The sequence below is a fragment of the Bradyrhizobium sp. SZCCHNR1051 genome (assembly GCF_032489615.1).
Taxonomy (GTDB): domain Bacteria; phylum Pseudomonadota; class Alphaproteobacteria; order Rhizobiales; family Xanthobacteraceae; genus Bradyrhizobium.
On record NZ_JAUEYJ010000011.1, the window covers coordinates 46,001 to 71,097 of the forward strand.

23 protein-coding genes, 1 tRNA gene and 1 pseudogene are annotated in these 25,097 nt (G+C 62.6%); 14 read left to right on the forward strand and 11 right to left on the reverse strand.

Annotated features, from left to right (window positions below; translation table 11 throughout):
- Positions 1-304 precede the first annotated feature (304 nt).
- The gene (locus tag QW868_RS15060) at positions 305-1,780 is read left to right on the forward strand and encodes a UbiA family prenyltransferase (protein ID WP_315792660.1); all 1,476 of its coding nucleotides are present in this window, start codon (positions 305-307) and stop codon (positions 1,778-1,780) included.
- 199 nt (positions 1,781-1,979) lie between these two features.
- On the opposite strand, the pseudogene tnpC reads toward QW868_RS15060, so the two are convergent.
- From tnpC to kdsA, 3 genes and pseudogenes are all read right to left on the reverse strand, one after another.
- Positions 1,980-3,127, reverse strand: a pseudogene (gene tnpC / locus QW868_RS15065) (IS66 family transposase); the annotation flags it as partial.
- A gap of 59 nt (positions 3,128-3,186) precedes the next feature.
- Positions 3,187-3,894 carry an IS66 family insertion sequence element accessory protein TnpB gene (tnpB, locus tag QW868_RS33580; protein WP_409998463.1) on the reverse strand — a complete coding sequence of 236 codons (708 nt, stop codon included), beginning with the start codon at positions 3,892-3,894 and terminating at the stop codon, positions 3,187-3,189.
- A gap of 881 nt (positions 3,895-4,775) precedes the next feature.
- Entirely contained in the window at positions 4,776-5,621 is an 846-nt protein-coding gene (gene kdsA / locus QW868_RS15085) for a 3-deoxy-8-phosphooctulonate synthase (protein WP_315792661.1), read from the reverse strand.
- Positions 5,622-7,341: 1,720 nt separating this feature from the next.
- On the opposite strand from kdsA, the gene QW868_RS15090 reads away from it, so the two are divergent.
- The gene (locus QW868_RS15090; RefSeq protein WP_315792663.1) at positions 7,342-8,595 is read left to right on the forward strand and encodes a hypothetical protein; all 1,254 of its coding nucleotides are present in this window, start codon (positions 7,342-7,344) and stop codon (positions 8,593-8,595) included.
- Positions 8,596-8,728: 133 nt separating this feature from the next.
- Here the strand turns inward: QW868_RS15090 and QW868_RS15095 are convergent.
- Positions 8,729-8,805 (reverse strand) — tRNA-Pro (locus QW868_RS15095).
- A 229-nt stretch (positions 8,806-9,034) separates the two neighbouring features.
- On the opposite strand from QW868_RS15095, the gene QW868_RS15100 reads away from it, so the two are divergent.
- Genes QW868_RS15100 through QW868_RS15115 form a run of 4 tightly spaced genes read left to right on the forward strand, consistent with a single transcriptional unit; the run spans position 9,035 to position 12,541 of the window.
- On the forward strand, positions 9,035-10,033 hold the full coding sequence (locus QW868_RS15100; protein ID WP_316230841.1) for an L-threonylcarbamoyladenylate synthase: 999 nt from the start codon (positions 9,035-9,037) through the stop codon (positions 10,031-10,033).
- Between the two features lie 18 nt (positions 10,034-10,051).
- Complete coding sequence (locus QW868_RS15105) at positions 10,052-11,479, forward strand: FAD-binding oxidoreductase (protein ID WP_316230842.1); 1,428 nt, start codon at positions 10,052-10,054, stop codon at positions 11,477-11,479.
- Positions 11,480-11,494: 15 nt separating this feature from the next.
- Positions 11,495-11,950: a GNAT family acetyltransferase gene (locus tag QW868_RS15110; RefSeq protein WP_316230843.1), complete on the forward strand. Its 456-nt coding sequence runs from the start codon at positions 11,495-11,497 to the stop codon at positions 11,948-11,950.
- A gap of 9 nt (positions 11,951-11,959) precedes the next feature.
- Positions 11,960-12,541, forward strand: coding sequence for an NUDIX domain-containing protein (locus QW868_RS15115; RefSeq protein ID WP_316230844.1), 582 nt, complete (start codon positions 11,960-11,962; stop codon positions 12,539-12,541).
- Positions 12,542-12,702: 161 nt separating this feature from the next.
- Here the strand turns inward: QW868_RS15115 and QW868_RS15120 are convergent, their stop codons facing one another.
- Positions 12,703-13,473, reverse strand: coding sequence for an SOS response-associated peptidase (locus QW868_RS15120; RefSeq protein WP_315739988.1), 771 nt, complete (start codon positions 13,471-13,473; stop codon positions 12,703-12,705).
- Positions 13,474-13,559: 86 nt separating this feature from the next.
- Here QW868_RS15120 and QW868_RS15125 point away from each other — a divergent pair, with 86 nt between their 5' ends.
- The 4 genes from QW868_RS15125 to QW868_RS15140 all read left to right on the forward strand — a co-directional run bounded on the left by QW868_RS15125 (position 13,560) and on the right by QW868_RS15140 (position 15,430).
- Entirely contained in the window at positions 13,560-14,081 is a 522-nt protein-coding gene (locus QW868_RS15125) for a hypothetical protein (protein ID WP_315717204.1), read from the forward strand.
- 64 nt (positions 14,082-14,145) lie between these two features.
- Entirely contained in the window at positions 14,146-14,565 is a 420-nt protein-coding gene (locus QW868_RS15130; protein ID WP_316230845.1) for an NUDIX hydrolase, read from the forward strand.
- A 31-nt stretch (positions 14,566-14,596) separates the two neighbouring features.
- On the forward strand, positions 14,597-14,995 hold the full coding sequence (locus QW868_RS15135; protein ID WP_315717206.1) for a TIGR02301 family protein: 399 nt from the start codon (positions 14,597-14,599) through the stop codon (positions 14,993-14,995).
- A gap of 168 nt (positions 14,996-15,163) precedes the next feature.
- Positions 15,164-15,430: a hypothetical protein gene (locus QW868_RS15140; RefSeq protein ID WP_315717207.1), complete on the forward strand. Its 267-nt coding sequence runs from the start codon at positions 15,164-15,166 to the stop codon at positions 15,428-15,430.
- A gap of 855 nt (positions 15,431-16,285) precedes the next feature.
- On the opposite strand, the gene QW868_RS15145 is transcribed toward QW868_RS15140, so the two are convergent.
- The 5 genes from QW868_RS15145 to QW868_RS15165 all read right to left on the reverse strand — a co-directional run bounded on the left by QW868_RS15145 (position 16,286) and on the right by QW868_RS15165 (position 20,038).
- Entirely contained in the window at positions 16,286-16,585 is a 300-nt protein-coding gene (locus QW868_RS15145) for a hypothetical protein (RefSeq protein ID WP_315776188.1), read from the reverse strand.
- 192 nt (positions 16,586-16,777) lie between these two features.
- Positions 16,778-17,101 (reverse strand): hypothetical protein, encoded by a 324-nt coding sequence (locus QW868_RS15150; RefSeq protein WP_315782185.1) that lies wholly within the window; start codon positions 17,099-17,101, stop codon positions 16,778-16,780.
- Positions 17,102-17,360: 259 nt separating this feature from the next.
- Positions 17,361-17,822, reverse strand: coding sequence for a hypothetical protein (locus QW868_RS15155; protein ID WP_315782183.1), 462 nt, complete (start codon positions 17,820-17,822; stop codon positions 17,361-17,363).
- Positions 17,823-18,693: 871 nt separating this feature from the next.
- Positions 18,694-19,473 carry a class I SAM-dependent methyltransferase gene (locus tag QW868_RS15160; RefSeq protein WP_315782181.1) on the reverse strand — a complete coding sequence of 260 codons (780 nt, stop codon included), beginning with the start codon at positions 19,471-19,473 and terminating at the stop codon, positions 18,694-18,696.
- Positions 19,474-19,594: 121 nt separating this feature from the next.
- Positions 19,595-20,038, reverse strand: coding sequence for a CBS domain-containing protein (locus QW868_RS15165; RefSeq protein WP_315776186.1), 444 nt, complete (start codon positions 20,036-20,038; stop codon positions 19,595-19,597).
- Positions 20,039-20,775: 737 nt separating this feature from the next.
- Between QW868_RS15165 and QW868_RS15170 the strand changes: the two genes are divergently transcribed.
- Complete coding sequence (locus QW868_RS15170) at positions 20,776-21,294, forward strand: protein phosphatase CheZ (RefSeq protein WP_316167499.1); 519 nt, start codon at positions 20,776-20,778, stop codon at positions 21,292-21,294.
- Positions 21,295-21,426: 132 nt separating this feature from the next.
- On the opposite strand, the gene QW868_RS15175 is transcribed toward QW868_RS15170, so the two are convergent.
- Positions 21,427-22,761, reverse strand: a complete 1,335-nt coding sequence (locus QW868_RS15175; RefSeq protein ID WP_316230906.1) for a dihydroorotase — start codon at positions 22,759-22,761, stop codon at positions 21,427-21,429.
- A gap of 198 nt (positions 22,762-22,959) precedes the next feature.
- Here QW868_RS15175 and QW868_RS15180 point away from each other — a divergent pair, with 198 nt between their 5' ends.
- The 3 genes from QW868_RS15180 to QW868_RS15190 are packed head-to-tail and all read left to right on the forward strand — an operon-like array spanning position 22,960 to position 25,097.
- Complete coding sequence (locus tag QW868_RS15180; RefSeq protein ID WP_316230846.1) at positions 22,960-23,844, forward strand: folate-binding protein; 885 nt, start codon at positions 22,960-22,962, stop codon at positions 23,842-23,844.
- A 9-nt stretch (positions 23,845-23,853) separates the two neighbouring features.
- Complete coding sequence (locus QW868_RS15185) at positions 23,854-24,483, forward strand: DNA-3-methyladenine glycosylase I (RefSeq protein WP_315773940.1); 630 nt, start codon at positions 23,854-23,856, stop codon at positions 24,481-24,483.
- Positions 24,480-25,097: an HD family hydrolase gene (locus tag QW868_RS15190; RefSeq protein ID WP_315757075.1), complete on the forward strand. Its 618-nt coding sequence runs from the start codon at positions 24,480-24,482 to the stop codon at positions 25,095-25,097. Before QW868_RS15185 ends, QW868_RS15190 begins: the two co-directional genes overlap by 4 nt.

Here is a 25,097-nt window from a genome sequence, read left to right on the forward strand (position 1 = left end):
GCTACCTCGCTAACGAGGCGATGCTGGACTTTGCGAGCCCAGGTATAGCGATCGTTGCCTATACTACGCAAAGCTCGATCCTACCATGTACGTGTGCGAAGCGGTCGTCGACTAGATCACCTTTCCGACGATCAAGCTCCGCAAACATGAAAGCCCTATCCTCGTCTGCGATCGCGGGCCTTTGTTGGACGTTCTGTCACAGGCTATCCAGTACGTCGTGGACTTGCCCTATTTCCTCGACTTGTGTGTGAAGTTTCTGGTCCTCGACGTCAGTTTCCGAGATTGAGTGCGTGGCGAGCGAATCGTGAGCGAACTCCAGATGCAACTCAATGCCAGAACGGAGCTGTCACCGGCTCCCCTCGTGTTGTTTGTCGACGGGAAGGGTACTCTGTTCGCCGGAGACTTGCTCGCCGAATCCATCTTGCGCGCGTTCAAACGAAATCCGCTGGTGTTGATCCTTGTATTGATTTGGCGGCTTCGCGGGCGTGCGTATCTAAAGTACCGGCTTGCAAACATCTCCCGGCTTGACGCAAACCACCTGCCTTATCACGCTCATGTCGTCGAATTTCTGCGCCAGAAGCGAGCAAAAGGATACCGGCTTATTCTGGCCACCGAGTGCAATCTGATATACGCCCGCGCAATCGCCGCTCACCTTGGCTTCTTCGATGATGTGCTCGCGAGCGACACGGACCTCGACCTGAGCGGCGCAGCCAAGAGAGCGGCAATCCTCCGCTACTGCCAAGCCCGAGGCCTCGATGAATTTTGCTATCTTGGTAACGTATTTTCCGAAATCGACGTTTGTATACATGCCGATGATGAATTCGTCGTGCAGCGATTTGGGCCCGGTCCGGTTGCCGTCTCGACTATGGTTGTGCCTGGTCGGATCTCCCCGACGGTAGGATTGCACTTCGGTGCTATTGTTCAAGCTATCCGGCCACATCAATGGGCTAAAAACCTGCTAGTCTTTGTTCCTATCATCGTCAGCCATCGGCTCAATAATGTCGGCGACCTGATCGGGTGCATGTTAGCGTTTGGCTCGTTCAGCACTTGCGCATCTGCAATCTACCTCTTCAATGATCTTTTCGACATCGACTCCGACCGCCTTCATCCCCAGAAGCGGCACCGCCCGTTCGCCTCTGGCAAGTTGCCAATATCACACGGGCTCAGTTTAACAGCAGGGCTTCTTTCTTATGCATTTCTGCAGTCATGGCTCTTCTTACCTGCCGATCTCGTTTTGGCACTGCTAGCATATGTAGTCGCGAACTTCGCCTATACGATGGTGCTAAAGAACAAGATCATAATCGACGTCGTGGTCCTTTCGTCTTTGTACATGCTTCGGATCTTGGCCGGCGGCATAGCAACCGGCGTAGTTGTCTCAAACTGGCTTCTGACTTTTTCGCTGTTCATTTTCGCGTCTCTCGCGCTAGCCAAGCGATACTCTGAACTGATGACTTTCCCTGCAGGAAAAGACGCACCCGCTCGAGTTCCCGGCCGCGGCTATCGATTGGGCGATGCGGAGGTAATGGGCAGCATAGGAACCGCCAGTGGTGTCTCCGCTGTTCTTGTCCTGGCTCTTTACATCGACAGCAATCAGGTCCGGTTGATCTACGACAACCCTCATCATTTGTGGTTACTGTGCCCGCTTCTGCTCTATTGGATCGCTCGGTTGTGGATCATAGCGCGCCGCGGAGAAGCGGGAGATCCGGTTCTCTTCGTCGTGACTGACTGGCCGAGCAAGTGTTTGGCTCTTCTGTCGTTTCTCTTAATCTACTGGGAATGATTGACGACACTAAGAAGGTGCCGCATTAAATCGGTCTTTGCGAAGCTCAAGCACCTTCCTACGCAAGGCCTCAGCGCGAGCCCTCGACACGGTTTACGCTGCAATTGCTGTTGCCCTCGACGCCTTCTCCGCAGAAGAATGTGCTAATTACCGCAATAACTCAGGATATCGAACTTAATCTCGTCCTGCTTTAGATCGCAATCTTCGCGATCGCTTCGATTGCGATTGGCATTTTCTTCAGCGGCGCGATCTCAAAGAACTTGCGCCGTGTATGCGCCCAGCAGCCGACCTCGATGATCGGGCCCGGCTTGCGCGAGGCCTCGTAGAGGCGGTTGAAGCCGGCATAGGCATCCGCCTGCATCGGTCCGGCATAGCCGGCAAGATGCGTCTCGGGATGCGCACCGGCGCGGTCGGGCGAGTAGAAGAACAAGGCTGCCGGCGGCGCGTGCCCGGCAGAGGGACGATCGTCGCGCACATAGGTCCAAATGCGCCCCGTGCGCGTCTTGCCCTTGGCCAGAACCGGCACCGTGGTGTCATCGGCGTGGAGACGCTCGCCTGCAAGTACGTGCGCCTTGGTCGCCTCGACCAGCGGCATCAAGGTTGCAGCCGCCGCGCCGACCCAATCGGCCACCGTGGAGACATCAAGCGCCACGCCCTCATGCCCATAGGTCGTGCTCTGCCGGTTGAGCGGCAGATGCAGCCCGTATTTGGCGAACAGGATGTGCGCCAGCAGGCGCGGCCCGCGCGTCCGCGTGAGATCGGATGGAACGGCGCCGGCGGCTGCGTGATCGCCTCGCAGGCGCGGCACGAGAACTTCTCGCGCACATGCTGGATCACCTTCCACTGCCGTGGCACGAGCTCCAGCGTCTCGGTCACGTCCTCGCCGATCTTGCGCAACCTCTCGCCGCCGCAGCACGGGCAATTGGCCGGCGCCGGATGCACGATGCGCTCGCGCGGCAAGTGCTCGGGCAGCGGCCGCCGTGCCGGGCGCTGGCGCTCGAACGGCCGCACGTCGATATTCTCCGCCTTGGCCCGCTCGGCTGTCATCTGCGCAGCCGCCTCGGCCTCGGCGGCATCCTCCTCGAGATCGGCGAGTTCGAGCTCGAGCTGCTCGAGCACCGATGCGCGCTCCGACGAGGGCCCATACTGCTCGTGCTTGAGCTTGGCGATCGTGAACTTCATCTGCTCGATCAGCAGCGAGCGGGCGCGGACCTCGGCTTCGAGATTGCGCGCCTTGGCTTCTGCCGCGAGCTGGGCTGCCGTCGCTTCGGAGAGCGCGGCCTGGCCGGCGAGCACCAGCGCCTTCAGCGTCGCGACGTCATCGGGGAGCGAATCGGCTTTGATCATCACAGGAGATGGAATCACAGCTCCGGCCGGCACGCATCAGCGCCGTCACGTTCAAGCGCTCAACCAACAGTCTCCGGCCGCCACGTCCGCTGCGGATGCCGCCAGTCGATGCCTTCGAGCAGGTAGCCGAGCTGCGCTGACGTGATCGTCACCGCTCCGTCCACAGCCTGTGGCCAGATGAAGCGGCCGCGCTCCAGCCGCTTGGCGAACAGGCACATCCCCTGGCCGTCGTGCCACAGCACCTTGATCAGGCTGCCGCTGCGGCCGCGGGACACGAATAGATGGCCGCCATGCGGATCGCGCTTCAAGGTCTCCTGGACCAACAGCGCCAGACCGTCGAAGCCCTTGCGCATGTCGGTATGGCCGGTCGCCAGCCAGACCTGGGTGCCAGAGGGGATCGGGATCGTCATCGCGAGGCCCGAAGCGCCGCGATCACCGCCGTCACCATCGCGGCATCCGCCGAGCCGCTGATCCAGATCTTCCTCCCCCCCGATCTCGACCTCGATCAGCCCTTGCGTGCAGGCTGCCGCCGCGTGCGGATCGGCAACGATCGTCACTGCGGCAAAGCCTGGCGGCGACGCCTCCTTGCCACACAGCTGCTGGCGCCAACGGAACACCTGACTGGAATGCACCCCGAACGCCCGCGCCACTCCCAAGATCGTCGCGCCCGGCTGCAACGCCGCAGTGACGACGCGCTCCTTGTCCACCCGCGACCAATGCCGCCGTCGCCGCTCCGACGTGATCACTTCCACTTCCGCTTTGGCCATAGGACTAGCTGCAGGACTAGTCCTATCGCTTCAACAAGCGTCACCTCCGCGCAAGGCGGCCGTCGCCGGGGGCTTACGGCGCAAGGCGTCCCTCACCGGATGCGCACCCAGAGGTCAACGACCTCGCGCCCGCAATCATTCTCGTCGCAAGATCGCAAGCCTGGGTTTGGTTGCAAAGCCGGTGTCGGCGGACACGTATTTGGCGGCCGGAAGATCCGGATCGTCGATCCGTCCTTTTGGAAGAAGCAACGCGCTATCGTGAGCGCATAGCCATGGCGCGAAATGTAGGTCGCGAAGATGCCTATCTGGCGGTTTGCTGACCTAGCCTATTGCCGCGCCGCACGACGGCTTGCCCTACTTGAAGAAGCCAGTCTCGTCGATGACGGGAATCGGTAAACCGAGCCCGGCGGTCCAAGATCGCCTGTTGCCATCATGGGACAGGATCGCCGGCCGCCTCCGCGGTCCAGCCGCTCTTGCTCTCCTCGGCGCCCAGAAGACCTCCCAGAAACTGTCCTGCACTCGTTGCAACACGATCACGCTTGAACAACGGACGTACCCGCCTCTTGATCTCCCCCAAGCGCCGCAGCCACCATAAAAAGCGTCTATTCAATCGAGACCGCCGGCATCGCCCAGGATCGTTGAATCATAGTCGCCATCGGATTCGGAGATCTTCGGAAAGAGCAACTTCAATGCTAGGATTAGTCTTAGCCTTCCCGAGCTGCCTAACGGACGCAGGGCGGAGTCACAGAAGGCTTACAAATCTCCCTCGCGGACCTCGTTATAGAGGATTCCGAGGTTGACGTGCTCGCCCATATTGTCCGGCTCGTCACTCGTATTTGATCTGTCGGCTGATTGGACGAGCTGAAGATTGCAACCTATCCCTACACGATCTGGTGTAATAGCTTGAGGGTCGAAAGCAAGCCGGCCGCCGAATCGAGCGGCAGGCAGCTCGGGCCATCGCACAACGCGTTATCCGGCTCAGGATGGAACTCGAGGAATACCCCGTCGGCACCAGCCGCGACCGCGGCCTTAGCGATAATCGGCACGCCGGCGCGGCGGCCGCCTGTCGAGGCACCGTTAGTGCGCGAGTCCGCGCCGGGGAGCTGGACGGCATGGGTTGCGTCAATTGTCACAGGCACACCAAGACTCTGCATCTCTCGAATGCTTAGCATATCGACGACAAGATTGTTGTAGCCAAACGAGCTGCCACGCTCGCATAAAATAATGCTCAGGTTAGGCGCAACCTGACGCGCCTTGGTAATTATGTTCTTACAGTCCCACGGAGCAAGAAACTGGGCCTTCTTCACATGCAGTGCCCCCCCAGCGGCATATGTTGCGCGAGCAGCGGCGACGACCAGATCGGTCTGGCGGCACAAGAAGGCAGGAATTTGCACTATGTCAGCGACATCAGCGACAGGTTCGGCTTGGTCGACCTCGTGGATATCGGTAGCAATTGGTACGTTCAGCATCTGTTTGATTCCGGAAAGCATTGCCAAGCCCTCCGTCAGACCGGGCCCGCGATAGCTGCCGACTGAGGAGCGATTGGCCTTATCGAAGCTAGCCTTGAACACAAACGGCAAGCCTAACTTAGTGGTAACCTCCCGTAAGTGGCACCCAACCTTGATTGCAACCTCGAGGCTTTCCAACACATTTACGCCAGCGATCACCACGAGCGGCTGGCCGTCGCCAAGCGAGAGATTCAAACGATCAATATGAGTTACGGCCATGGCGTGTCCTAAGCGGCGTATGCAGCTGCCCCCCGTTGGATGATATGCTCAGGCATTTCTCGCCATCGCGTCTCTTCAAAGGATCGCAACAAGTGTATCCTGGATCGTATTCAGTTTGCAACCGAACGTGGCGGTAGCTTTTATTGTGTGCATTCAGGAAATCGAGCGGGTGATTTGGAGGATCATAGCCGCGGAAGCATGCAGGTAGGAACGTAACCATCCGCCGTAGGCTGCGGAGGAAGTGGTTTTAGGCTTTCAGCCCCAGAGACTGAACCGCTCGCGCGGTCAGCACCGCTCTGTTATGGGGCCAATGTATGGGACAACAGACCGTTCGCGTGCCAGGCCGCCTAGGTAGAATCCAACAATTTACAACTGAAACTAGAGCTCCAACGTCATGCGCATCTCCATAAGTCTTTGACAACGACGATCACCAGCCTTCTCATGCGGCGCGACAAACTCGACGCGAAGCGCGATGAAGAACCCCGTCCGAAGATGAGGATCATCAGGCGATGTAAGGCTTGGACCATTTGATGTCGTGCGAGAGGCAAAACAATGGAACGCTGCCAGCCGCGATCCGGCGTGTGGACTGTCACGATCACGACCCTCAGCTGCGGGAAGCGGTCGGCCACGTCTCGCGCTACGCTCTGGGGGGGCGCTCCATCCGCGTGGAGGGCGAGCCGCTCCAGCTTGATCCGTTTGCCTTTGGCAACTGGTACACGAGCTGATTGCCGGCGCGATCACACCGCTAGAGCTGAGGCCAGGCTTCGCGCGCGCCAAGGCGGAAGAGATCGAGTCCACCATTGCGGCAGTATCCAGCAAGGTGCTGGCGTACTGGCCGCTCCAGCGCTCGGTACCGCCGGAGAGAGCAGACTTTGCTCCTGCCAGCATCCGGTTATTTGAAATCAGCGCTTTCGCGTACGTCCAGTACACACCGGCCCCGCGTCGCCAGTCAAGGCCGCCAAGCTGAACACATCCAGCTCGCGTTGTTTGTAAACCGTCTGCTGCCTAGCAGCTATTGTTTTCCGCTTTTGCGGTCTGCATGCCATTTGCGGGGTTGCGGCTTCGGCAACGGAACGTCCATCGAACCAGTCGCGTGAGCGAGACTTGCTAACGGCTACCGGTGCATCACGGCCCCCAGTCCGACTACGGAGACGCTCCTAAACGGAGCAGGTGTATGGTCGGGCAAAATGATCTTGCACATGTCCGAGCGACAAGCGTGTGCAGGTTACCGACGGACATGAAAGGCCAGCTCGCTACGGAGATGGAGTAGATGATCCAGCGTTGGATTCAGCCGCTGGAGCGGTGTGACCGGTCGCGGCAACATCGTCTTCACGCTCGGCCCACATACTAAACTATGCCATTTGTACTCCACGACGGCCGAACACTGTACGAAAGGATTTTCTTCTCTCCAAGCTAATGGAGGCTGGCATACACATTGCCTCTCGGTTACGCCCTTGGGCCACTATCTACAGATTGCAGCCGATATGGCAAAGCGCAGCAACGACAGGTTAGCGCGAGTGAGAGCGCGTCCCGATCCGGCTCAATGGAACGAGGACGAGGTGATGACACTTGTCGAAGCAGTAGCTGTTTTCTTTCCGTATGGCCCTCTGACATTGTCGTCGCTGCGTAGGGCAGCCGCTGCTGGGACTCTTGAAATCGCCAAAGTGGCAGGTAAAGATTTGACCACGCCTAGTGCAATTCGAAGGCTGGTGAAACCGTCATGCCTGGCCGCAAAGCTAAGCCACCCCGCCTCTGGTATCGCGAAGACGATGACAGTTGGATCGTCCTCGACAAGGGAAGGCAAATCCGCACAGGCTGCGGCCGCAATGACACTGATGGCGCAGCGAAAGCGCTCGAAAAACACATCGGGCAAAAGCATACGACCACCCTTGGGGCCACGGACCCTCGTCTCCTCGCGATAGCCGACGTTCTTACCGATTACGAAATGGCCAAGCGTCCCAAGACGGACGATTCCCGTGCTTGGGCGCAGCACGACCTACTATTGATCCGTTTGCTCGACCTCAACACGTTTTTCGGTGCCAAGACTGTAGCAGACATCAAAGGCCAGCTCTGCCGCGACTTCGTCGACTGGTCGAGCGGAACGCCGAACGAGAACAACCGGCGTGCCGGCATCCCTCCTCGTGCAAGCACGGTCTCGGACCAGACGGCGAGGCGACGCCTCGAAGATCTCCGCGCAGCTGTTCGTCGCTATCACGGCGAACATACGCTCGACGTACTGCCCAAGGTCACGCTGCCCGAAAAGGTGGAGGGCCGGCAGCGTTGGCTCACGCGCAACGAGGCCGCGCGATTGCTGAGCGCAGCGCTTGGCTATGTCTGGGACACGCAGCGCGAGCGCTGGAAGCGCACGCCGGATGGCCTTCTGCTGCGGCGCGCGGGTTGGATCATTAACCGGCGTCGGCCGGCGGCCCGCTTCATCCTGGTTGGGCTCTATAGCGCCCGGCGCGAGGAGACTATCCGGCGGACGCAATGGGTCCCGACGACGACGCATCCGTGGATGAACCTCGATGCGATGGTCTATCAAGGGCGCGGTGCTGAGGAGCGCAGAACAAAGAAACGCCGGCCGCCGGCCAAGATCGCTAACCGGCTGCGGCCGCATCTTGTCCGTTGGCGTAAGATCGACGGGCGACGATCTGCAGAGCTGCGCGCAACCGGCTTACTAGGCCCTGGCGAGGAAATTCGCTTCGTCGTCAACCGTATGCACGATGGCCAGCCGCTCGCCGGCAAGATCCGTTCGGCTTGGGAGGGCATTCTGGAAGACGCAGGACTTGGTGATGATGTCGTACGGCACTCCCTCCGGCACACCGCTGCGACGTGGCTAATGCAGCAGGGCACCGACCATTGGCAGGCCGCCGGATGGCTCGGTATGACCGTTGAGCAGTTAGAGCAAACTTATGGCCACCATCATCCGGATTTCCAGGGCGAGGCCGCTGAGGCGTTTGGAGGAAGGCGGTAGATGCTTCATGAGGAGCCGATATTGCGCCAGGGCGCGCCAGGGCGGCGCCGCAATGGTTCACCTTCCGTTTACCCCTTTTCATTGCGCATTTCGTTGCGCTTCTCGGGAGATAAAAGCTAAACGTTTGAAATAATGGTCGGAGCGGCAGGATTCGAACCTGCGACCCCTGCGTCCCGAACGCAGTGCTCTACCGGGCTGAGCCACGCTCCGACTTGGGAAGCCGGCTTATAGCGTTGGGTTTCCGTCTTCGCAAGGACACAAGCCAGGAAATCGCATCGAAATCGCTGATCGTCGGCAGAGGGGTTAACCGCTTGAGGCCGTGGGGCTTTGTCCGGCGGCCATGGCGCGAGCGCAATGCGACAGGCGATTTGCGCGCTTCATTCGGACGTCCGCGCCCGCTATAGCCGAGCGCGGAAGCCACTGCCGTCCCGTACCATCGATGCCCGCCCCAGACATGCAAGCGATCGAGACCAGGATCCTGCCCGCCGACGCGGCTGGAATCGCGCAAGCCGCGGCGACGTTCGCCCGCGGCGGACTGGTCGCGTTCCCGACCGAGACCGTCTACGGCCTCGGCGCCGATGCGGCCAACGCCGCGGCCATCGCCCGCCTCTATCAGGCCAAGGGCCGGCCCGCCTTCAATCCGTTGATCGCCCATGTCGCCGATATCGCGGCGGCGCAGCGCATCGGCCGCTTCGATGCCACCGCCGAGCGTCTGGCCGCCGCGTTCTGGCCGGGGCCGCTGACTTTGGTGGTGCCGCAGGCCGCGGGCTGCACGGTCGCAGATCTCGCGACGGCCGGTCTCGACACGGTCGCGATCCGCATTCCCTCGCATCCGATCGCGCGAGCGCTGCTCGCGGCGTTCGCCGGCGCCGTGGTGGCGCCCTCCGCCAACATCTCCGGCCACGTGTCGCCGACCACCGCGGCTCATGTCGCGGCAGATCTCTCGGGACGAATCGACCTGATCCTGGACGGCGGGCCGGTCGAGGTCGGTGTCGAATCGACCATCGTCGGCTGCTTCGACGAGCCGACCTTGCTGCGCCCGGGCGGGGTTCCCAGCGAGGCGATCGAGGCGGTGCTCGGCCGTGCGCTGGCGCGGTCCGCCGCGGAGACCGATACGTCCGAGCCGCCGCTGGCGCCGGGCATGCTGGCCTCCCACTATGCGCCGCGCGCCGCCGTCCGCCTCGACGCCAGCGAGGTCGCGGCCGGCGAGGCGCTGCTCGCCTTCGGTCCGGTGACCTTGCCCGGGGCCGACCAAGCCGCCGCGATCCTGAACCTCTCGCCCTTGGGCGATCCAGCGGAGGCGGCGATGCATCTTTTCGGCTATCTTCGCAGCCTCGATGCCAGGGGTGCGCGCAGCATCGCGGTGATGCCGATCCCGAACGACGGACTGGGCGAGGCCATCAACGACCGGCTGCGCCGCGCCGCCGCGCCGAGATAACACTGGAAGCGACTGACCATGAACATCAGCCAGCCTGCCCTGCCGCCGCTGCCGCCCGATTTGATCGCGCAATTCGCCGCCATCGTCGGCGAGCGCCAGGCGCTGACGGCGGAGACCGACGTCGCCCCCTACGTCACCGAGGAGCGCAACCTGTTCCACGGCCGCTCGCCGCTGGTGCTGCGCCCGGGCTCGACCGCCGAGGTCGCGGCAATCTGCAAGCTTGCCAGTCAGCACCGCATCGCGCTGGTGCCGCAGGGCGGCAACACCGGTCTCGTCGGCGGCCAGACGCCGCACAATGGCGAGGTGGTGGTGTCGCTGAAGCGCATGGACAAGATCCGCGAGGTCGACACCGCCTCCAACACCATGATCGCCGAGGCCGGTGTCGTGCTGCAGGTCGCGCAGCAGAAGGCCGCCGAGGTCGACCGGCTGTTTCCGCTGTCGCTCGGCGCCGAGGGCAGTTGCACCATCGGCGGCAATCTCTCGACCAACGCCGGCGGCACCGCCGCGCTGGCCTATGGCGTGGCGCGCGAGATGGCGTTGGGGGTCGAGGTGGTGCTGGCCGACGGGCGCGTGCTCAATGCGCTGTCGAAATTGAAGAAGGACAACACCGGCTACGATCTGCGCAATCTGTTCATCGGCGCCGAGGGCACGCTCGGCATCATCACCGCGGCGAGCCTGAAGCTGTTCCCGAAGCCACGCGCGATCGAGACCGCGTTCGTCGGGCTGAAGTCGCCGGATGACGCGTTGAAGCTCTTGGCGATCGCGCAAAGCGAGGCCGCCGGCAACCTGACGAGCTTCGAGCTGATTGCCGCGATCGCGCTCGACTTCTCGATCCGCCACGCCGCCGGCAACCGCGCGCCGCTGTCGGGCGCCCATCCCTGGTTCGTGCTGATGGAATTGTCGTCGTCGCGCGACGATGCCCGCGCCACGCTGGAGACGATCCTGGAAAAGGGTCTCGAGGACGGCATCGTCGACGACGCCGCGATCGCCGGCAGCCTCGCCCAGCGCATGGCGTTCTGGAAGCTGCGCGAGGACATCTCGGCGGCGCAGAAGCCGGAGGGCGGCTCGATCAAGCACGACATCTCGGTGCCGGTCGCCGCGGTGCCCGCCTTCATTGCCGAGGCCAACGCCGCCGTGGTGAAGCTGATGCCCGGCGCGCGGCCGGTGCCGTTCGGTCATCTCGGCGACGGCAACATCCACTACAATGTCAGCCAGCCGATCGGCGCCAACACCGCCGACTATCTCGCGCGCTGGCACGAGGTCAACGCGGTCGTGTTCGAGATCGTGCTGCGCATGGGCGGCTCGATCTCGGCCGAGCACGGCATCGGCGTGCTCAAGCGCGACGAGCTGCCTGACGTGAAGGACCCGACCGCGATTTCGCTGATGCGCGCGATCAAGGCGCAATTCGATCCGCTCGGGATCATGAATCCCGGCAAGGTGCTCTAGGCTTTCGACGCTCCCATGGACAGTGCCCCTGCTCTCGCGATTTCCGACATCACCGATGCCGACGTGCCAGCCATCATCGCGCTGTGGCAGCGCTGCGGCCTGACGCGGCCGTGGAACGATCCGGCCGCCGACATCGCGCTCGCCCGCCGCGGCGACAATGCGACCGTCCTGGTCGGCCGCAGCGGCGGCGCGATCGCAGCCTCCGTCATGGTCGGCCATGACGGCCATCGCGGCTGGGTCTACTACGTCAGCGTCGATCCCGAGCATCGCGGCCACAACCATGGCCGCGCCATCATGGCCGCGGCCGAGGACTGGCTGCGCGCACGCGGCGTCGCCAAGCTGATGCTGATGGTGCGCGGCGACAACACCGCGGTGCAGGCGTTCTACCAGACGCTCGACTATGCCGTGCAGGACAGCGTCGTGTTCTCGAAATGGCTCGACGGCCGCGCGCCCACGCCCGGCATGAAATAGAGGTTCAGCATGAGCATCTCCGACCGCATCCGCGTGCACGAGACGCGCGTGCTGTCCGACCATTACGGGACGCTGACCTCGACGAAGTTCGAGTGGCGGCGCGACGACGGCACGTGGCAGATGCAGAGCCGCGACGTGTTCGAGCGCGGCAATGCGGCGGCGATCCTGCCCTACAACCTCGCCCAGCGCAGCGTCATCCTGGTCAAGCAGTTCCGCTATCCCGCGTTCGTCAACGGCCATGACGATCTGCTGATCGAGGCCGCGGCCGGCCTGCTCGACGATGCCTCGCCGGAGGAGCGCATCCGGCTCGAAGCCGAGGAGGAGACCGGGTTCCGGCTGCACGACGTCAAGTTCGTGTTCGAGGCGTTCATGAGCCCGGGCGTCGTCACCGAGAAGATCCATTTCTTCGTCGCCGAATACGAGCCTCACATGCGCGTCGGCGCCGGCGGCGGGCTCGCGCATGAGGGCGAGGAGATCGAGGTGCTGGAAGTCTCGATCGACGACGCGCTGGCGATGATCGCCGACGGCCGCATCCAGGACGCCAAGACCATCATGCTGCTGCAGCACGCCGCGCTGAGGATCTTTGGCTGAGCGCGGCCAACGCTCGGTCGCGGGTCTTGCTTCTCTGTCGTCCTCCGCGAAGGCGGGGGGACCCAGTATTCCATCGGCAGCCGTTTCGGCGCGAGAGGCCACGGCGTACTGGATCCCCGCTTTCGCGGGGATGACGATCTTCTCTGTCGATATATCCCGCCTCAGAACAAACTCCCCTGCCCGTCATCCGCAGCCGCAGGCGAAACTTTACGAGATGCAACCTTCTTCGCCGGCTTGCGCTGCGCGTCCTCGGCGGCGCGCATCTCCGCGGTCATCGGCAGCAACAGCTGCTCATCGTCGTTGGCCACCGCATTGACGCGCGTGGAGACCTCGTACCACGCGAACTCGCCCTCGCGAGGCGGGATCAGCAGCCGCATGGCCTCGTCAGGATCATCGGAACGGCAGTCGAGCCACAGCGCGAAATCATCCGGCCTGATCGTCACGGGAACACGATGATGCAGCGTGGCGAGATCGCGGCTCGCAGCTGCGGTGACGATCGCCACCGTATCGACCTCCTCGCCGTTCGGCCCGCACCAGGTCTCGGCGAGGGCCGCGAAGCCGAGCAGCGCGCCGTCACTGCGGTGGATGAAGAACGGCCGCTTGCGACCATCGATCACCTGCCACTCGTAATATCCATCAGCGGGCACTAGCACGCGGCGCCGCCGGATCGCATTCTTGAACGCCGGCTTCTCGCGTACGGACTCCGAACGCGCATTGATCAGCAGCGTGAAATTACGGGGATCCTTGACCCAGGCAGGAATGAATCCCCAGCGCATGAGCCGAAAATGCCTGATGTCCTGGTCCAGAAGAACTACGGGAATCGGCTGCGTCGGAGCAATATTGTGCCGCGGCGGAAAGTTCGGCTGTTCCTCGTAGCCGAAAATCTGCCTGAGAGCCGCGGGTGGTGAAGTGATCACGAAGCGTCCACACATAATCTCACTCAAATCGTCGTGTGTTCAGCACCTTTTAACTTAGGTTGCCAACACTGCAGCGGATGACCGCAGCGGCGACCCATTCCGTGCCTACCGATCGCACGACCCAACGACCGGCGGGCAGCGCCATTGACCCGGCGCGGGCCGCGATGCTGCGCGCCGCCAACATCAATCCGCGCACCGGGCTCGCCACCGACTATCTGAATCATTTCAACGAAGCCGTGATGCTGCTCGAAATGATTCCCGATATTCCGGAATGCGCCGAGGATTTTCTGGCGTGGTCGCCGCTGACCTATCCAGAACATTTCACGCACACCAATTTCAAGGCCCGCGATCTCGTCATCGAGGCCTATGAGCAGGCCGACCCTGCGATTCGCGACAAGTTCGATCATCTCACGAAGACCATGACCGACATCCTGCTCGCGGTTGGCAGCGCGATGCGCGCTGCCAAGCAGGACGCCACCAAGGCCAAGCTCGCCGAGCAGGCCGCGGCGTGGGTCAAGCCGCTGGTGACGCAGGCCGGCGGCATCATCAATGGCGACATCGAGGTCGACCCTGACCCGGTCGACGAGGTCGACGCCGTCGACGCCATCATGGCAAGCTTCTGAGCAGCACGGGCTGCCGGCCCGGTCGTCTTCACGCTATGGTGCAGACCACGCCTGGAGCCATTGCATGACCGCCCCGACGCCGCCCCGCCACCCCCAACTCGCCGTCAGCGCCGCCATCTTCCGCGACGGCAAGCTCCTGCTGGTGCGCCGGGCGCGTTCCCCCGCCAAGGGCGTCTACACGCTGCCCGGCGGCCGGGTGGAGCTCGGCGAGACCCTGCACGAGGCCGTCGCGCGCGAGGTGATGGAGGAAACCGCACTCTCGATCGCAATTGTCGGGCTGGCCGGATGGCGCGAGGTCCTGCCGGCCCAGGGCGGCGGCGGCCACTATGTGATCCTTCCCTTTGCGGCCCGCTGGCAGGCCGGAGAGCCCCGGCTCAACCCGGAACTGGACGACTTTCAGTGGCGCCTCCCCGATGCGCTCGAGGGCCTCGCGCTGACTGACGGACTGCCGGAGATCATCGCCGCCGCACGGACCCTGGTGTAGGCGCCTTGCGTCCGCCGTCCGGCAAAGGCATATGACGTCGGTGTTCCCCATGATCCCCAAGCGCCTCCTGGCCGTCCTCATGCTCGTTGCCGCCTGCGCCATTGTGCCCGCGCGCGCGCAGGATGCAGCCGCGCCGTTCGATGGCGATCTGCAGCGGCTGGCCGAGATCCTCGGAACCCTGCATTACCTCCGCGGCATCTGCGGCAGCAATGAAGGCGCCAAATGGCGCAACCAGATGCAGGCCCTGATCGATGCCGAGACGCCGTCGGGCGAACGCCGCGCCCGGATGATCGCCGGCTTCAACCGCGGCTATAACGGCTTTCAGCAGACCTACCGGACCTGCACGCCGGCGGCGATGGTGGCGATCCGCCGCTACATCGACGAGGGCTCGAAGATCTCGCGCGACCTCACGGCGCGCTACGCCAACTGACGGCCCATGGTTGACGGCGCGCGGGCGTTATCCACGTTTGCGTTAACCTTGTTAACCTTTCCTAAAGAACTGGCCTAGGCGTCCGCCGCCTGCGTGGTAAACCTCACTGGTCCGGCGCGTCCGCGTTCGGAATTCAACGCGCCTCGCGGCCCCGCCAGACTGAATTCAATGAGCTTTCCCGTCACTTTCAGCGCCCTCCCCGCCGTCCTGCCCGATCACGAGCAGAAGCAGGCCGCGCTCAGCTACCTCAACGAAGCCTGGGCGGAAGCGCGCCATGACGGCGTCGACGGCGACTGCCTGGCGCAGGCCAGCCTGTTCGCGGCGCTGGCCGAACTCGTCACCACCTATGGCGAGGACGCGGTGGCGACCTTCGTCGAAGGCCTGCCGGAGCGCGTCCGCAACGGCGAGTTCTCGCTGTCGCGCGCGACGCAGTAGGTTCTCACGCTCCTCGCGCGTAGCCCGGATGAGCGCAGCGACATCCGGGGTCTCATCCGCAGCCTCGTTGAACCCGGATATCGCTGCGCTTATCCAGGCTACGACAACTACGTCGACAAACTCCGCGTCATTGCGAGCGCAATGACGGAGCCAAAACGAAGAGCGCCCATCGGGGCCGAGATCCGTCTCCACATCTCAAACAGCATCGAGACACGCCTCATCGTCCTCGCGGCGCGATGCGTCCGAGCGATGACCGACGTTCGGCCCTCATTCAATCGAGGGCGCAGGGAAGGCTGGGCGTCGGCTGACGCCCATGGCCCCCGTGCGAACAAAAGTGCACGGGGCAGGAACCACAGGTGCAGCCGGATGGGCCCAGCCTTCCCTGCGCGATGGCTTTAACGCTTCTTTCGCGCTCTCCCTGGGGACCGGCTTGATTGCCCCCATCGCCTGCGCCGATGCTCTCGCATCACGCTCAGGCTTGACCTCGGCATCGGGAGGCCAGGACCACGCGACTTCACGTCCGCATCGAAGGTTGTCCGTCCGCGCAGCCAAAGCCACGCTGCAACCCGACACGTCCACCGCCTGCCCGCCTCGCGTCTCGTGACGACCGCGCGTACGCCCCTCTCGTTGAGGCGGGATGGGTGGAGGATAGACACGTATTCTGGAAAAACGAAAGTGAAATCTTTCGCCCGGAAGGTGCTGCGGGCGCGATCACGTTGAGACAATGCGCAAAATTGCCGTTTCGGCACAGGCGTTTCGTGTAGTTGCGGCGAGCCCGAACGACGGCGTTGCAAACAAGATCGCGCGACTGATTCGCCCGACGGGCTTTGTTGTCCTTGCGTTGATTGCGGCGCTTCAGTCCCAATCCATTCCGCCGATGACGCCAAGAAACCAGCCGCCGATAAAAGCGGCCGTAAGCGCCATGAGATGGATCGTCACGGAGGGACCAAGGTCCTGGTTGTCTTGAACATGACTAAGTCCAATCAACCCAAACTCAAAAATTGCCGCGCAGAATACAGGCCAAAGCGCCCGCCGCCGCGCTGCCAGCCGCTGGGCCGGGCCAGCCCCCCGAGCGTTCCGTGATAGAGTCATGGATCGGCGAAGCGACACCACGGCAGTCAAGACGACCACGATCATAAAGGCGATGAAGTACACCAGACATTATCCTTGGGGCCAGCCGTACCGTCTTGAAGGTCACAGGCGAATAGCGCGAACCGGTTTCCTCAACCCTAAGAAGACAACAAGATACAGCCGTGTCGGAGCGCTGTTCCCAGGCCCCTGCTTCCGGTTGAGCATCAGAAGCAGACCTTCACGCGAGCCGGCGACCAGATCCGTTATGGGCCAATGTCAGACATGGCTGGCGCGATCAGATGGAGCCATCCAGTCGATAACCTGCTCGTACGCCTGTTCAAGCGCATTCTGTAAGTCACTCTCCTCGACCACCCATTCTCGGGCCGGTTCAGGATCTAATTCGTTCGGTCCATCAATCCAATTGGCATGAACGCCTATCCGCCCGTTCGGAGTTGGTTCAACCCAAACTTGGAAGCAATCGCCTGCAGCGCTCGAAAGGTACGTGCCCCATAGTTCGCGACCTGCCCAACCGTAGTTGATGCCCAGGGAATGCTTTTCCGCCCAGACACGAACGTCGGCATCAATGGCTGAGTGACTCATTTCGCTGTGCCAATCTTTTTACAGAGAGGCTGCAGTCTGCAAAATATGAACGAGCGACCACTACCGCGTGATTAAGCGCCCGGTTCGAATCGCATCGATTTGCGGTGGCCTGAGCAGCATGTCCGTAACGGGTCAAAAGCCGCCTTTCGGTCCCGCCGTGGATTACTTCCGGTTGAGGCCCCCGAGCGGACATCACACGCGACGATCGAAAGGTCCGAGATGGGCCAATTGCGGAAGTTCTTACTCATGCATCTAGCCATTAGAGGGACAAGTACAGGATCGTTACGCGTGCATCGCTCAGGTGCTCGGCCTCAAATTCCAAGTCCACGACCCAGTGGACGTAGCCAATGACACTTTGTGTTTCCAACTGACAGTCCACCCATTCCTTGCTCGTCCGACTAACGTCCGGGCTATTCGACAAGCGCTGACGCATCCAAGCGTCAGTAACAGCCTGACAGCCAAGTCCTTCTTTGCTGAGCACAGCGATGGCTGCCTCTTTATTTGCTCCCAGCGGCATCATCTGAAAAAGCGCTTCGCGAGCCGGTACGGAGTCTCCACCGCCCGTCTTTTGCACGGCGGCGCGCATAGCGCGCAATAGGGGACGTTCTTGGTAGAAACTGTCAACTTGAGCAGTCTTGTACCAAATCCACGCGAATAGTACGGCAGGAACCGCCGCCACAGACAGGCAAACGACAATCGCGATTTTGACGAACTTCCGCATAGGATAGCCCAAATTCTCAACCGCAAAGACTAGCGGGCAGCTGATTAACAGTCTTGGCAGTGGAGCCTGCGCAAATTCCGCTTTGGGTCAAAGACTGAAATTCTCATCACGAGCAAATCTTTCTTGCACAACCTCGAACAACCGACATGGCATGGACCTGACGGCTTTTTTGCCGGGCCATATGCGATCCTTCCGGAAGGGGTTGGCGCTATGGTCGGTGTATCCCAGATAATTGCCGGCTTTCCGCAGTGCTGCGAGTCGGCAGCCATGGGCCAGTTCCAAACGATGCGCTGCAATCTCTCAAGCTTTCTTATTTCTGTAGACGCTGTTTTACACGCCGCGCAGTAAGTAAGGGCGACTGGCGGATAAACGATTTTGGCTGACTGTGCGATGTTCGACGACAATGTAACAGCTAAAATCTTGTTCGCGTTCGTGGCGGCCGTCGCTACGGCACTCCGAATCGTGCTCGCCGACAGACGAATGCGGCGTTTGCAACCAGGCTTTTCGTTAGCTGCCGATACATGGTCAACAGAGAAATTTGGCATCTGGTGGGCAGGAAGAGGTGTGATGGTTTTGGCAATACTTGTTGCCGGGATCTGTTTCGCCTTTCTCGGTAGAGGAAGTTCTGCCGGTTCCTTGTTCTCTCGGGTTTTTCAGTTGTGGGAACCGCCCTGGAATTTATTCGTAGTAAGATGTAGCTGTAAGCGTTCGCGACGATCCCAGGTCCGCTTCGGGTCACAAGCAGCCCTCCGCTCCCGCGAACGCCTACTTTCGGTTGAGCCCCAGCAGCCGACGTCAGCCGGGGCCGATCGGAAGGTCCGAGATGGGCCAGAACCGGAAGTGAACGCGACAAATGGGCTAACGCGAACGGCTATTTGTCGCCATCAATACGATGAGCAATGTAGAGATGCGTTTCATATTCGATGTCGAGGCTGCCTCCTTCGTCGTCGATTACTTCTGCAATTTCGTCGAGCAAGTCTTCACGCGTCTCTGCCCCGAGTAACCGAACGTCCGACCGCGTGCTGAGTAAGTCCGTGTAGCTGGATGTCGTGTGCTGCCATTTCCACGGATAGCACTTGTGCTCTACGGGCCCGAACAACCGGGACCGGTCAAACCAGTCCTTAAAGGGGCCATTCGGTAGGTACCAAGCTTCGGGCGGCGGCCCCCACGAGCCCGTGTGGCGTAGCCAGATTTTCTTAAACCGTCCCACTAAGTGTGAGGGTAGTCCGACGGGAGCGTGCCCAAACACCGCTAGTGTTCCGTTCGTCGAAAGCAATTGGGCGGCTTTTACGAACCGCACTTCCGGGGATACCCAGTGCCACGCCTGTGCCGCAAAGATTAGAGCGAACACTGAATTTCCAGCTGGCCACGCCTCGAAAGTAGCCTCGGCTAGTTTCACGTTGGCAAAACTCGCCAAAGTCTCGCGCGCGTAGCGGATCATTTCCGATCCGGGATCAATGGCGACGATCTGCAAACCCCGCTGCGCAAAGCTTTTTGTTGCTTGACCCGTTCCACAGCCAATTTCAAGAACGGCATCGGTTGGCTCTAGGTTTGCAAATGACATGACATCGTCAATCAGAGCCTCAGGGTAGTCGGGTCGTGAGGCCCTGTATACGTTCGCGACCTGATCGAATGTGAAACGCTGCTCCATCGTTTGCCCCCTTTTGGCGGCTAGGTAACATAACCTGAGCGGCGTCTGCCGTCCAACAGCCCACTTCCGCTTCGGGTCAAAAGCAGATATCGGCGGAGAGCGACGGCACCACGTTCGTCCGTCAGCCCCCGGGGCCGTCCTTCATGATGTAGCCCATCAGGTCGTCCACGTTGTGCTCCAAGTCCCGGATGATGTTCTTGACGACGTCTCCGACCGAGATCACGCCCACGACCTTGCCCGCGTCCAGCACCGGCAGATGGCGAAAGCCACGTTGAGCCATCATCGCCATGCAACTGTCCAGCCGGTGGTCCGGCTTGACCGTCACCGGGTTGCCCGTCATCACCTGGCCCACCGGCGTCTGCTTGGCGTCGAGCCCGGGCAGCAGCACCTTGATGGCGCAGTCCCCCTGGGTCACGATGCCGACCAGCGCGCCGTCGTCGATGACGAGCACCGACCGGACCCGGTTGTCGCGCATCTGGCGCAAGGCTTCGACGACCATGTCGTCGGAACGAACATGGATCAGGGCGCCATTCTTCTGGGCCAGCGCGCTTCTTACTGTGCTCATCGATGTCCCCTCCTGGACCCCGTCCTGCCCCGCCTTGATGGTCCGGATGGCAGGATAGTCGAAATATCCGGCTTCGTCAGCGCCTCGCCGATGCGGTGCGCCTGGCCGTGGACCGAACGATGGTCGGGGTCACAGGCGGCCTAGCGATTCCTGGGATTGCAGACGTCAGGTCGTCCCCGAGAGCGGAACCATCGGGTGCCGGCAAGAATGTTGCTCGGCAAAACGCAAGTCGATCGACTGATGGCGGTCAGGTAGAGAGCTCTGGGTCAAGAGGCGGCGTACTGGAATTCCTCCCCCACGTCCGCGTCGTCCCTGGCAGCGGACATTCGCATTCATTTTGGCCGGCCGACGCCGCCTGCCTCCTGTCGTGACGCCCGCGCGCTCATCCAGGCTCCAAGCGCTGTCCCCGCGTCGCGGAAACCGACAGCAGACCGAGCTCTGCCCAATGGCCTCCCCCGGCAGCCACGTCGGCTCGGAAACTCTTCACGAAGCAATTTGAAGGCTTTGACGTGAATGAACATGCGCCCTTAACGAAAACGGGCAAAAATAGGTCGCTGATCTTCACCTACCTGACCACAGTACCGTTTCGAGCTGACGTGAAATCTCGATAGCCGCGTCGCGAGCCGGTCACCGCCGAAGCGAAATCCGAAATGCCTTCACAGAAGAGCAGGCCGGGGTTTGCAACTGCCGCGTGAAGAATTGGCAAGGAAACGTTAAGGAAAAGTCGGGGATTTCTGATGATTGCGCCGGAAGAAGAGAGATTGCTGAAGACGTACCTGGTCGAGATGTTCGGCCAGATCAGCAGCATGCGGCGTGAACTCGCCGCTCTTCAAGGCGACGGCAAGGGCAGTTTCGCGACGATGACCGACACCCTCGACGCGATCGTCGAGAATACGGAGACGGCCGGGAACGCGATCCTCGAAAGCATGGAGGCGATCGGCGCCAGCGTCGCGAAGTTGCAGAAAGTCAAAGACCCGACTGCCGCAGCGGTCTGCGACGAGATCGTCGACAGCACGAACAAGGTGTTCGAGGCGTGCGCGTTTCAGGACCTCACAGGGCAGCGGATCACGCGCGTGGTCAAGTCGCTGCAGTTCATGGAGGACCACATCAACAAGCTCGTCCGCATCTGGGGAAAAGAGGAGCTGGCGCGGCTGGCCACCGAGCTTGCTGCCCCAAGCGCCCCGGACTTGATGGAGGGCCCGAAGCGGCCGGGCGTGGCGATTTCCCAGGACGACATCGACAAGCTGTTCGCGTGAACGACGGCCAGGCGTGATGCCCGCTCCGCGTCATTGCGAGGAGCAGGGCGACGAAGCAATCCAGGGCCGCGCAAGGACTCTGGATTGCGTCGCTGCGCTCGCAATGACGGAGCAAACCAACGCGCAGCGCCGTTACGGCCGCAGCGTCTCCATGAACCGCACCGGCTCGCCGGTCGCTGGCGTCAGCAGCTCGCCCTGCCACATCACGCGCTGGCCGCGGACGAACGTGCCGACCGGCCAGCCGGTGACGCGCAGGCCATCATAGGGCGTCCAGCCGGCTTTCGAGGCGACCCATTCGTTGGTGATGGTCTCGCTGCGCTTGAGGTCCACGATGGTGAGGTCGGCGTCGTAGCCGGCGGCGATGCGGCCCTTGCGGGCGATGTTGTAGATGCGGGCGGGGCCGGCGCTGGTGAGGTCGACGAAACGTTGCAGCGACAGCCGGCCGGCATTGACGTGGTCGAGCATGATCGGCACCAGCGTCTGCACGCCGGTCATGCCGGAGGGTGAGGCCGGATAGGTCTTGGACTTCTCCTCCGCGGTGTGCGGCGCGTGGTCGGAGCCTAAGATGTCGACGATGCCCTGGTGGACGCCCCACCAGATGACGTCGCGATGATCGACTGATCGCACCGGCGGATTCATCTGCGCGTAGGTGCCGAGCCGCTCGTAGCACTCCGGCGCCGCCAAGGTGAGATGATGCGGCGTCGCCTCGACGGTGGCGACGTCCTTGTGGTCGCGCAGATACACGATCTCCTCCTTGGTGGAGATGTGCAGCACGTGGATGCGCTTGCCGGTCTCGTGCGCGAGGGTGACGAGACGTTGCGTGGCGCGCAACGCCGCCTCCTCGTCGCGCCATACCGGGTGTGAGCGCGGATCGTTCTCGACGCGCAGGTCCTTGCGCTCGTTGAGGCGGTACTCGTCCTCGGCGTGGAACGCGGCACGGCGGCGGATCACCTGGAAGATGCGGCGCAGGCTGTCGTCGTCCTCGACCAGCAGCGAGCCGGTGGACGAGCCGACGAACACCTTCACGCCGGCGCAGCCCTCGGCGCGCTCCAGCACCGGGAGCTGCTCGACATTCTCGCGGGTGCCGCCGATGAAGAAGGCGAAGTCGCAATGCATGCGATGGCGGCCGGCAGCGACCTTGGCGGTGAACGCCTCCTCGGTCACCGTCAGCGGATTGGTGTTGGGCATCTCGAACACGGCAGTGACGCCGCCCATCACGGCGCTGCGCGAGCCGGTTTCGAGGTCCTCCTTGTGAGTGAGACCAGGCTCGCGGAAATGCACCTGGGTGTCGATCACGCCGGGCAGCACGTGCAGGCCCTTGCAGTCGATGATCTCGGCGGCCGAGGCTGTGCCGAGATCGCCGATCTCGACGATGCGTCCGCCCGAAATGCCGATGTCGCGGACGCCCTCGCCGTCCTGATTGACCACGGTGCCGGATTTCAGAATGACGTCGAAGCGCGCGCTCATGAAGCCCTCATAGGATTTCATTCTCCTGACCGCCCCAAGACAGATCGATCATGCTGCGCGCCTGCCCATTTGCTGGCCTCCGGTGGCACGCGAGTCTCGATCTTTAGAATGAAGCCACCGCGCGGCGGCGTTTCAGCCTTGTGGTTTATGCCTGGGCGGCTTACGTTTCAGTGCGGCCTGTCGCAAGAGGTTTTTCGGATGAAGGCGACGTTTCTCGACGACCGGGGCGTGGTCCAGGTCAGCGGCGACGATGCACGCAAGTTCCTCAACGGTCTCTTCACCACCGACGTCACCAAGCTCGCGCCCGGCGAGGCCCGGTTCGGCGCGCTGCTGACGCCGCAAGGCAAGATCATCGTTGATTTCCTGGTGGCGCAGGTGCCGGCGACGGACGCCGGCGAGCGCTTCCTGCTCGACTGTCCGCGCGCGCTGGCGCAGGCGCTCACCGACAAGCTCAACCTCTACAAGCTCAGGGCCAAGGTCGCGGTCAGCAATCGCTCCGGAGAGCTCGGCGTGATCGCGGTCTGGGATGGCGCCATCGGCGCCACGCCGGAGCCGAGCTTCGTCGATCCGCGTCATGAGCGCCTCGGCGCGCGCGTCATTGCGCCGCAGGAGGCGCTCGCGGAGATCGCCGCACGGCTCGGCGCCGAGATCGTCGATTCCGACGCCTATGAGGCGCATCGTATCGACTGCAGCGTGCCGCGCGGCGGGCTCGACTTCATGTACGGCGACGCCTTCCCGCACGAGACCAACATGGACCGGCTGCACGGCGTCGACGTCGGCAAGGGCTGCTATGTCGGCCAGGAGGTCGTGAGCCGCATGCATCATCGCGGCACGACGCGCACGCGCGCGGCGAAGGTGCTGCTCGACGGGCCGAGTCCCGAGCCGGGCACGCCGATTCTGGCCGGCGACAAGTCGGTCGGCACCATGGGCTCGGCCGCCGCGCAGAAGGGCATGGCGCTGCTGCGCATCGACCGCGCCGCCGAGGCGTTGGAGGCGGGAACGCCGCTCACCGCCGGCGGCCTCGTTCTGCGCATCGCTGATCCCGACGCGCTGCAGGGCGCGCCGAAACAGACGGTCGCCTGAGCCGGTCTCATGGGTCGTGCTGCTGTCGTCCATCCCGATGGCCTGACGCGCTGCCCCTGGCCGGGCAGCGATCCGCTCTATGTCGCCTATCACGACACCGAGTGGGGCGTGCCGGAATATGACGACCGCGCGCTGTTCGAGAAGCTGATCCTCGACGGCTTCCAGGCCGGGCTGTCGTGGATCACGATCCTGCGCAAGCGTGACAATTTCCGCCGTGCCTTCGACGATTTCCAGCCGGAGAAGATCGCTGGTTACACCGACAAGAAGATCCACGCGCTGATGAACGATGCCGGCATCGTGCGCAACCGCGCCAAGATCGAAGGGACGATTCTCAGCGCGAAATCCTGGCTCGATATCCAGGACAAGGGCCCCGGCTTCTCGAAGCTGCTGTGGAACTTCATGGACGGGGCGCCCAAGGTCAATCAGTTCAAGACCACCGCGAGCGTGCCGGCCTCGACACCGCTGTCGATCAAGATTTCCAAGGAGCTGGCCTCGCGCGGCTTCAAGTTCGTCGGTCCCACGATCGTCTACGCCTTCATGCAGGCGACCGGGATGGTCAACGACCATCTCGTCACCTGCTTCTGCCACGAGACCTGCAGCGGCAAGCGCCGCACCCCACGCCTCAAGCCTCCCAAATGACGACTGACAAGGCCCCGAGCGGGCACGACCGCGTCTGGCAGCGCATGCTGTCCGGCCGGCGGCTCAACCTCATCGATCCCTCGCCGCTCGATGTCGAGATCGCCGACATCGCCCACGGGCTCGCGCGTGTCGCGCGCTGGAATGGCCAGACCACCGGTGCGCACATCTTCTCGGTCGCGCAGCACACGCTGCTGGTCGAGACGGTGATGCGCGCGCGCAAGCCGAACATCGATGCCCGGCTGCGGCTCGCCGCGCTGCTGCACGATGCGCCGGAATACGTCATCGGCGACATGATCTCGCCGTTCAAGGCGGTGCTCGGCGACGGCTACAAGAGCGTCGAGAAGCGGCTGCTCGGGGCGATCCACATCCGCTTCGGGCTGCCGGCGGAGATTGCTCCTGAGATCGAGCGCCAGATCAAGGCGGCCGACCGCGGCGCCGCTTTTCTGGAGGCGACCCGCCTCGCCGGCTTCTCGGAAAGCGAGGCGAAGAAGCTGTTCGGTCGCGACCCCGGCCTGCCGGACGCCACCGTGACGGACTATCTGACGCCCTGGAGCGCGGCCAAGGCCGAAAAGCAGTTCCTGACCCGTTTCCACGCGGTGCTGGGGTCGTGCTGA